Annotated in this window: 5 protein-coding genes; all 5 read right to left on the reverse strand. The window is 59.7% G+C overall.

The genetic code is table 11. The annotated features are described in order from the left end of the window. Positions 1-247: 247 nt before the first annotated feature. Complete coding sequence (locus tag AC33YF_RS13045) at positions 248-1447, reverse strand: molybdopterin molybdotransferase MoeA (RefSeq protein WP_491777643.1); 1200 nt, start codon at positions 1445-1447, stop codon at positions 248-250. Positions 1448-1450: 3 nt separating this feature from the next. Next, a complete protein-coding gene (moaC, locus tag AC33YF_RS13050) occupies positions 1451-1930 on the reverse strand; it encodes a cyclic pyranopterin monophosphate synthase MoaC (RefSeq protein WP_491777644.1) in 480 nt (159 codons plus the stop codon). Further along, positions 1927-2745 (reverse strand): indole-3-glycerol phosphate synthase TrpC, encoded by an 819-nt coding sequence (gene trpC / locus AC33YF_RS13055; protein ID WP_491777645.1) that lies wholly within the window; start codon positions 2743-2745, stop codon positions 1927-1929. Before trpC ends, moaC begins: the two co-directional genes overlap by 4 nt. A 9-nt stretch (positions 2746-2754) precedes the next feature. Beyond that, positions 2755-3771: an anthranilate phosphoribosyltransferase gene (gene trpD / locus AC33YF_RS13060; RefSeq protein ID WP_491777647.1), complete on the reverse strand. Its 1017-nt coding sequence runs from the start codon at positions 3769-3771 to the stop codon at positions 2755-2757. A gap of 34 nt (positions 3772-3805) precedes the next feature. Continuing rightward, on the reverse strand, positions 3806-4232 hold a 427-nt coding region (locus AC33YF_RS13065; RefSeq protein ID WP_491777646.1), incomplete at its 5' end, for an anthranilate synthase component II.

The following is a 4232-nucleotide window of genomic DNA, read 5'->3' on the forward strand; positions in this document are numbered from 1 at the left end:
CTCATGAATAAACATGAGAAGCTCTTTTTGCTTCGGTGTGAGCATCTGGCCCCCTTCTCGAGCACTCGGACTAAGCTCAACCAGGCCGGGTCAGACCCCAATCGGGCTGGGCATTGTCACAATTGTACAAACCGTGAACAGTATAGATGTTCTATTTGTGTTCTGCAAGATGAACAAGCCAAGTCGAGCATCTTGCTGCGTTTTTGATCGCGTTTTGTTCGATTGATTCGGGTTGCCGGATGGTTAACTAGACCGGGAGCGGCAGGACGTTGACGATCTCGCCCTCAGGAACGGCGGGGGAATTCGGCGGTTGCACAATGAGGCAGTCCGCGCGAGTCAGCGCGCTCATCAGCGACGAGTCTTGCGAGGGCAGGGGCCAGACTGTGCGCGTGCCGTCTTCGGCGACCACGCTTGTGGCCCGATGATAAGTCTGGCGCCAATTGCATTTGCCCATTGGCTTGCCCAGCCTTGCAACTTGCGTGACGTCTTCACCAGCCTCGCCTAAAAGCGCGCGCAACATCGGCCGCAAGAAAACGATGGCGCATACGAGCCCTGAAACAGGATTGCCAGGTAGGCCTAGAACTCGTGTTGAGCCGAGGCGCCCCGCAAATGTCGGTTTCCCAGGCCGCATGGCGACCTTGGCAAAGTCGAGCTGGAGCCCTGCTTGCGTCAGCGCCCCATGGACGAGATCGCGCTCACCAACTGAGGCGCCGCCAATCGTCACAAGGATGTCCGCGTTGGCACCCTGCGCAATCGCATCTGCTAGTGCGCGCTCGTCATCGGCAGCAATCCCAAGATTGATAGGCTCACCACCCGAAGCTTCGATAAGAGCGGCAATCCCAAAGCTGACCGACGCTACGATCTCGTCAGGGTCGAGATGGCTTCCAGGCTCTCGAAGTTCATCGCCAGTCGAAAGGACTGCCACCCGGGGTCTCTTACGAACTGGCAACTCGGCATAGTTCATTGCCGCGGCAAGCATGAGAACGCGGGCGCCCAAACGTGTTCCCGCCGTCAACAGCTTGTCGCCCTCCTTGAAGTCCTGTCCGCGCGGGCGAATGTAAGGCTCAGGTTGGGTGCCCTTGATCAACACGCTTTCGCCCCGCTCCTCAGTGTCCTCCTGAATAACGATGGTGTCGGCGCCCTCCGGAACCGGAGCGCCGGTGAAAATCCGCACTGCCTCGCCCGGCATAAGCAGGCCGTCGTAACGTGCGCCGGCGACGGATCGACCAACGAGGGAAAGTGTTCGGGGCAGCGTGGCCACATCGGTCGCCCGAACAGCATAGCCATCCATGGCCGAAGCATCGAAAGGCGGCTGTGTGAGTGTCGCGACGAGATCTGCCGCCAGCACCCGACCCGCGGCCTGCGGTACGGGAACGCGTTCGACATCGAGCGGGGCCAGTCCCTGAACGGCTCGATCTAATGCATCCTTGACGGAAACGGGGGCCATTACCTAGGGCGCGCGGAAAGTGCCGGACCTGCCGCCCGTCTTCTCGATCAGCCGTATTCCGGAGAAGCTCATGCTCCGATCCACGGCCTTACACATATCATAGAGCGCAAGACAGGCCACCGAGACCGCCGTCAGGGCCTCCATTTCAACGCCTGTCTTGCCGTCGACCTTCGCGATCGCTTCAACTCGCAGACTGGAGTTCGCACGGTCGGGCGAAAACTCAACAAGGACGTTGGAGAGCGCCAGAGCGTGGCAAAGCGGAATGAGTTCAGACGTTTTCTTCGCGCCCATGATGCCGGCGATCCGCGCCGTCGCCAAGACGTCGCCCTTCGGCGCCGTGCCATCGAGAATCATGTCGAGCGTCGCTGGCGCCATGGTCACGTAGCCTTCCGCAACTGCAGTTCTTGAGGTGATGGGTTTCTCGGACACATCAACCATGTGCGCCTCGCCACGGGCATTCAGGTGTGACAGCCGGCTGCTCATTGCGCAGCCTCGGCAGCGCTCGCATCGCCCGTCAGCAATGCGCGCGTCGCAGCAGCTACATCGCTCTGACGCATTAGGCTTTCTCCAACCAGGAACGTCCGAACGCCGGCTTCGCCCAGCCGCGTAAGATCTTGATGGTTGAAGATCCCGCTTTCCGAGACGACCACGCGCTCCGCCGCAACACCGGGTGCGAGACGCTCAGTGGTCTCCAGCGTCGTGTCGAACGTTTTGAGGTTTCGGTTATTGATACCAATCAACTCTGTGCGCAGCCTTAGAGCACGCTCGAGCTCCGCTTCATCATGGACCTCAGCGAGCACATCCATGCCGAGATCCTCCGCCGTTTCCTCAAGATCGCGTGCGAGCGCATCATCAACGGCGGCCATGATGATCAGGATAGAATCCGCGCCTAAGACACGTGCCTCAAGGACTTGATAGGGATCGACCATGAAGTCCTTACGCAACGCGGGCAGTGAACAGGCCGCACGCGCCATGGTCAGAAACTCCGGATTGCCCTGAAACGAGGGGGCGTCCGTCAAAACCGACAGACACGCTGCACCGCCGGCCTCGTAGGCGACGGCCAGCGTCGGCGGATCGAAGTCGGCACGGATAAGCCCCTTGGAGGGGCTGGCTTTCTTGATTTCGGCAATAAGGCCGAAGCCACCTGCCTGCATGCGCGCCTTCAAGGCGCCAGCAAAGGCTCTGGGCTTGTCGCTTGGGTCAATTTGCGACCGCAAGTCCTGCTCTGAACGCATTTGTTTCGCGGCCGCAACCTCATCGCGCTTGTAGGCCAGAATTTTGTCGAGCACGGTTGCCATGAGGTCTTCCTATCCATCCACCTTAGCATTGGTGCGCGTAACAAGCGCCTCCAAAACCCGGATGGCCTTTCCGCTATCGATGGAATCGGCGGCTAACGCCACGCCTTCGCGCAGCGTTTTGACCTTGCCCGCGACCAACAAGGCCGCGGCGGCATTGAACAGAACGATGTCTCTGATCGGACCCTCATTCCCCTGCAACACCGCACGGATATGTGCTGCGTTTTCTCCTGCATCGCCACCGATCAAGTCCTCCGGCGCCGCATCGGGCAAACCGGCATTGCGCGGAGAAACGCGAAACGTTGTGACATTGCCGGCGTCGAGAAGCGCCACCTCGCTAACGGTGGTGGTTGTCAATTCGTCAAGACCATCTAAGCCGTGCACAACCCAGGCACGCTCCACGCCGAGCAAGCCGAGCACTTTTGCGATCGGCTCCACCCATTTTGCGTTGAACACACCGACGATCTGATATTTCGTTGATGCAGGATTGGCTAATGGACCCAACAGATTAAAGATGGTCCGCACCCCGAGCTCACCGCGCACCTTTGCGACATGACGCATGGCAGAATGATGCGCCGGTGCGAACATGAAACCCAAGCCGCACTCCGCGATACAGCTCTCGATCGTCTCGGGCGGACAGTCGAGATTGACGCCAAGAGCAGCAAGCACGTCCGCCGACCCCGAGCGCGATGAAATCGACTTGTTGCCATGCTTGGCTACTGGCACACCGGCGCCTGCCACCACAAACGCGGAGCAGGTTGAGATGTTGTGCGTGCCCTTTGCATCACCGCCCGTGCCGCACGTATCGATCGCCTCAGGTGGGGCATTGACCTGCAAAGCCTTGGAGCGAAGCACCCGTGCCGCGCCGGCTATCTCGTCGACGGTCTCGCCGCGCACGTGCATTCCCATCACGAGCGCAGCAATCTGAGCTTCGGTGGCTTGTCCCGACATAATGACCTCAAAGGCCATTGCAGATTCCATCTGGGACAAGGTCTGACCTTGAGAAACGGCTTTGATCGCAGCCTGCAGCCCGGTGGAACTGCTTTCGGGTGCCGACAGGGAACTAGATGACACCGGCCGAATCTCTCTCAGGCAAACCGCGGCTGCGCCGCTCTACGCGCGCAAGATCCAAAAAGTTTGCGAGCAATTGGTGTCCGTACTCGGAGGCAATGCTCTCCGGATGGAACTGAACCCCATGCACGGGATGGTCTGTATGCTGCATGCCCATAATGATGCCGTCCGGAGTCTCTGCCGTCACGATCAGCTCGTCCGGCAGGCTCTCGCGTTCAACGACAAGAGAATGATAGCGGGTTGCCGAAAAATCCTGCGGCAACCCGGCAAAAATGCCTTTGCCCGTGTGTTGGACCTTTGAGAGTTTCCCGTGCATCAGATAGGGGGCGCGTACGACTTTGCCGCCATAGACCTGCCCGATGGTTTGATGGCCAAGACAAACGCCCAAAATCGGCACGACTGGTCCAGCGCGCTGGACC

It is taken from the genome of Methyloceanibacter sp. (assembly GCF_058506495.1).

Bases quoted from the DNA above. Each gene is read 5' to 3' on its own strand.
- AC33YF_RS13045 (WP_491777643.1), bottom strand. From the start codon at position 1,447: ATGGCCCCCGTTTCCGTCAAGGATGCATTAGATCGAGCCGTTCAGGGA.
- moaC (WP_491777644.1), bottom strand. From the start codon at position 1,930: ATGAGCAGCCGGCTGTCACACCTGAATGCCCGTGGCGAGGCGCACATG.
- trpC (WP_491777645.1), bottom strand. From the start codon at position 2,745: ATGGCAACCGTGCTCGACAAAATTCTGGCCTACAAGCGCGATGAGGTT.